The sequence below is a fragment of the Streptomyces sp. PU-14G genome (assembly GCF_041028275.1).
GTDB lineage: Bacteria > Actinomycetota > Actinomycetes > Streptomycetales > Streptomycetaceae > Streptomyces.
The window spans coordinates 1-4,251 of record NZ_JASKYT010000482.1 but is presented as its reverse complement, the minus strand read 5'-3'; the positions used below and the strand labels follow the sequence as shown (position 1 = coordinate 4,251).

Genomic DNA, 4,251 nt, shown 5'->3' with positions numbered 1-4,251 from the left:
CCACTGGAGAACACCGAGATGTCCCGCACCACCGTCCCCCAGGCTCCTGCCGCCCCCGCCGACCTCGTCGTCCGCGCCGCGCGAGTCCACACCGTCGACCCGGCGCTGCCCGAGGCGGAGGCCCTTGCCGTACGGGACGGGAGCATCGTGTGGGTCGGCGACGACGAGGACGCAGAGGCGTGGACGGGGCCCGGCACCGAGGTGATTGACGCGGGCGGGCGCCTCGTCCTCCCCGGCTTCATCGACGCGCACAACCACGTGCGCCTCGGCTCGGACGACGCCTGCGTCCAACTGGCCGGGGTGCGCACCCTGGAGGGCATCCACGAGGCCGTCCGCGACTGGCACGCGGCGCACCCGGACGCGGAGTGGATCGAGGCCGAGGCGTTCGACTACTCCGCGATACCGGGCGGGCGGATGCCGCGCGCCGCCGACCTGGACCCGGCCACAGGCGAGACCCCCGCCTTCGTCCTCAGCTACGACGTGCACACCGCCTGGCTCAACACCGCGGCCCTGCGCCGCCTGGGCATCACCCGCGACCACACCAGCCTCCCGTTCGGCGAGGCCGAGACCGACCAGGAAACGGGCGAGCCGACCGGCTTCATCAAGGACTTCGCCATCAAGGGCCTCTCCCGCGCCGGACACCGCGCACTGCGCGAGTTGGGCGTGCCCTGGGCCTCCGCCGACCGCCAGTACGGCAGGCTCGCCCGCAGCCTGGACGACGCCATCCGGTTCGGCATCACCACCGTCGTCGAGCCGCAGAACTCCCTCGATGACCTGGCCCTCTTCGAGAGGGCCCGGCGCGAGGGGCGACTGCGTTCACGCCTGGTGGCCGCCCTGTTCCACCCGCGCGGCACCACCGAAGCGGAGCTGGACGAGTTCGCGTCCGCCGTCGACCGGTACGCCGCGGACGGCGACCGCATCCGTCTCGGCCCGCTCAAGCTCTACATCGACGACGTGGTCGAGCCCCGCACCGCCGCGCTGCTGCGCCCCTACGCCGGCTGCACACACCACCGGGGCGAGACCTTCTACCCGCCCGAGGAGTTCGCGGCGCTGCTCGCGCGGCTCGACGCGCGCGGCTTCCAGTGCTTCGTCCACGCCACCGGCGACCGCGGCATCCGCACCGTACTGGACGCCGTGGAGCACGCCCGCGAGGTCAACGGCCCGCGCGACGCGCGGCACCAGGTCGTCCACGTCGAGTGCCTGGACCCGGCCGACGTCTCCCGCTTCGCCGCACTCGGCGTCGTCGCCTGCATGCAGCCGAGGCACTGCGCCCCGGAGATCGCAGGCCCCGGGCAGGACTGGGCCGACAACGTGGGCCCCGAGCGCTGGAGCAAGGCCTGGCCCATGCGCAGTCTCCACGAGGCCGGCGCCACACTGGCCTTCTCCAGCGACTGGAACGTCGCCGAGATGGACCCCATGGTCGGCATCTACACCGCCGTCACCCGTCGTCCGCTGGCCGGTGGCGCGCCGTGGCAGCCCGCCGAGACGGTGGACGTGGCGACGGCCGTCCACGGCTACACCATGGGCGCCGCCTACGCCAACTTCCTGGAGGACGAGCGGGGTTCGCTCACCGTCGGCAAGCAGGCCGACTTCGTCGTCCTCTCCCGCGACATCCTGCGCGCGGCGCCCGAGGACATCCCCGGCGCGGTCGTGGAACTGGCCGTCGTCGGCGGCGAACAGGTGCACCGTGCGCACGTCGAGGACGCCGGGGCGCCCGCCGTCTGAGCGTGAGAGCGTCACCCGGTGGCGCGGGCCAGGGCCCCTGGTACGGGTCAGGGGCCCCAGGTGCGGGTGAGAGCCGCCGCCTCACCGCGCGTGGTCACCCCGAGCTTGGCCAGGATGTTGGAGACGTGGAACTTCACCGTCGACTCGCTGATACCCAGCGCTCGCGCGATCTCCCGGTTGCGGCGCCCCAGTGACACCTGCTCCAGCACGTGGGCCTCACGGGGGTGGAGGCTGTGCAGGCCGTGGGGCCCGCCGTTGCCCGGTGCCGCCCGGTCCGGCCCCGCGGTCCGCCCCGGCCCCGCCGCCGCTGCCGCCGTGGGCGCTGCCGCCGTGCGGGCGCCGGCCGGTGCGCCCAGGGGGAGGGTGAGCGTCACCGTCGTACCCCAGTCGGGAACGGGGTCGAGGGTCACCGTGCCCTCCAGCGCGGCGACCCGTTCCGCGACGTTCGCCGGGACGACGGCCTCGTCCTCCGACGGCCGTCCCGGGCCGTCGTCCCGTACGGCGATCCGCAACGTGTCGCCCTCCATCCACCAGCCCACGTGCATCCGTTCGACCCCCTCCTGCTCCAGCAGGGCGAGCGCGACGGTACGTGTCGCGGCGCGTGCCGTGTGCGCGGTGTCGGACGGTACGGAGCGTCCGCTTCCGGGTGGACGCAGCGCGAGCCCGACCGCGCGGTGGCGGACCAGCGGCCGCAGCTCACGGGCGCCGCGGTGGAAGGCGGTGTCGGCGTCCTCCTCGCTCAACTGGCGGTTCCAGTACGTCATCCGACGGAGCGCGGCGAGCGCGTCGACGGCCAGGTCGGTGGCGGCGGCGCGGGCCGCCGCGTCGTCCAGTGCGGGCGCGCGCAGGGCGGTGAGGACGCCGGTGAGGGCGGCGCCGTGCGCGTCGGCCAGTTCCGTCAGTACGGCGGCGCGGGCCGCCGCGGCGACACGGGAGACCGACGTGTGCGAGGGGAGGGCCTCGGCGGTGAGGCGGTAGGTGTAGACGGTCACCAGATCCCAGACGCGCTGCACGGTACGCAGCACGGCGGGCGGGGGCGGCGCCGTCGTCCGCAGTCCGGTCAGCGCCAGCAAGGCGCCTCCCTTCCCGGCGTGTGCCGCCGCGACCCCGAGGACGGCGCGGCGCTCACCGCCCAGCACCGCTTCGCCCCAAAAGGGCGCGCCGACCCGCACCCGGAAGGCCAACTGGCCCAGCTCGTCGTGGGTGATGCGTGCGGCCAGGTCCCGGTCCGTGCCCACGGCCTGCTTGGGCGCGTACGCGCACACCTCGCTCAACTGCGCGGCGGCGGTGTGCCGCACCAGCGAGCCCAGAGTGCGCGAGGTGCGCTCCAGCAGTTCGGCCAGTGGCGCCCCGACGATGTCCGACACCCGGGCCAGTGCGTCGTCGGGGCTGCTCCAGCGTGGTTCCACCCGGCCAACCGTACGACCGCGCGGCCCGCGGCCACCTGGTCGTAAGGAGAGCCGGGGACCGGCCCTTCGAGGGGCCCGCCGCCGGCCGCCCGCCGGTGACAGTGGTGCGGCGCCGGATCGGCCCGGCCGCACCGCACCACCCCCTGCCCGGTTCGGAACGAGGAGAACAACCGATGACACTCACCACGCACGCCATGGCCTTCGACCGGTTCGGGGCGGCCGACGTCCTCGCGCCGCACCGCGTCGAGGTGCCCGAGCCGGGGCCGGGGCAGGTCCGGATCCGGATACGGACGGCGTCGGTCAACCCGCTCGACTGGAAGATCCGCCGGGGCGGGATGACCGAGCTGTTCCCGGTGCCGCTGCCGCACGTCCCCGGGCTGGAGGCGGCCGGTGTCGTCGAGGCCGTCGGCCCGGACGTGGGCGAACTCGGTGTCGGCGACGAGGTGTTCGGCCGCACCTCGACGGGAAGCTACGCCGCCCACGCGCTGGCCGAGGCCCGCAACCTGGCACGCCGACCGCACGCACTGGGGTGGGCGGAGGCCGCGGTGATCCCCACAGCCGCCGAGACCGCTCTGCGGTGCTTCGCGTACCTGGGCCTGGAGCGGGGCGAGACGCTGCTCTTCCACGCGGCGGCCGGTGGGGTCGGCACGCTGGCGCTCCAGCTCGCGTCGGCGCGCGGAATCCGTGTCATCGGCACCGCGAGCGAGCACAACCACGCGTACGTACGGCAGTTGGGAGCCGAGCCGGTCAGCTACGGGGAGGGACTGGCCGAGCGGGTGCGGCGGCTGTCCCCGCGGGGCGTGGACGCGGCGATCGACGGGGCGGGCCGGGGCGGCTCCGTGGAGACGTCTCTCGCGTTGGTGGGCGGTGGCGCGCGGGTCGTCACCATCGTCCACCCGGACGAGGCCGCACGGACCGGAGTGCACTTCTCCGGCGGAGGCGGGGACTGGGACTTCGCGGGGGCGCTCGCCGAGACGTCGGCCCTGCACGCGACGGGCCCAGGGCTGCGGTTGCCGGTGCACCGGATGTATCCGCTGGCGGACGCGGCAGCCGCGATGGCGGAGAGCGAGAGCGGTCACGTGCGGGGCAAGGTGGTGCTGGTGGTGGGCTGAGGGGG

At 74.9% G+C, this 4,251-nt stretch carries 3 protein-coding genes; 2 read left to right on the top strand and 1 reads right to left on the bottom strand.

From position 1 onward, the window contains the following. Positions 1-18: 18 nt before the first annotated feature. Complete coding sequence (locus AB8Z75_RS31930; RefSeq protein WP_369208144.1) at positions 19-1,725, top strand: amidohydrolase; 1,707 nt, start codon at positions 19-21, stop codon at positions 1,723-1,725. 47 nt (positions 1,726-1,772) lie between these two features. On the opposite strand, the gene AB8Z75_RS31925 is transcribed toward AB8Z75_RS31930, so the two are convergent. Continuing rightward, positions 1,773-3,134 (bottom strand): LuxR C-terminal-related transcriptional regulator, encoded by a 1,362-nt coding sequence (locus AB8Z75_RS31925; RefSeq protein WP_369208142.1) that lies wholly within the window; start codon positions 3,132-3,134, stop codon positions 1,773-1,775. A 173-nt stretch (positions 3,135-3,307) separates the two neighbouring features. Here AB8Z75_RS31925 and AB8Z75_RS31920 point away from each other — a divergent pair, with 173 nt between their 5' ends. Next, positions 3,308-4,246, top strand: coding sequence for an NADP-dependent oxidoreductase (locus AB8Z75_RS31920; RefSeq protein WP_369208140.1), 939 nt, complete (start codon positions 3,308-3,310; stop codon positions 4,244-4,246). The last annotated feature ends 5 nt before the right edge of the window (positions 4,247-4,251 follow it).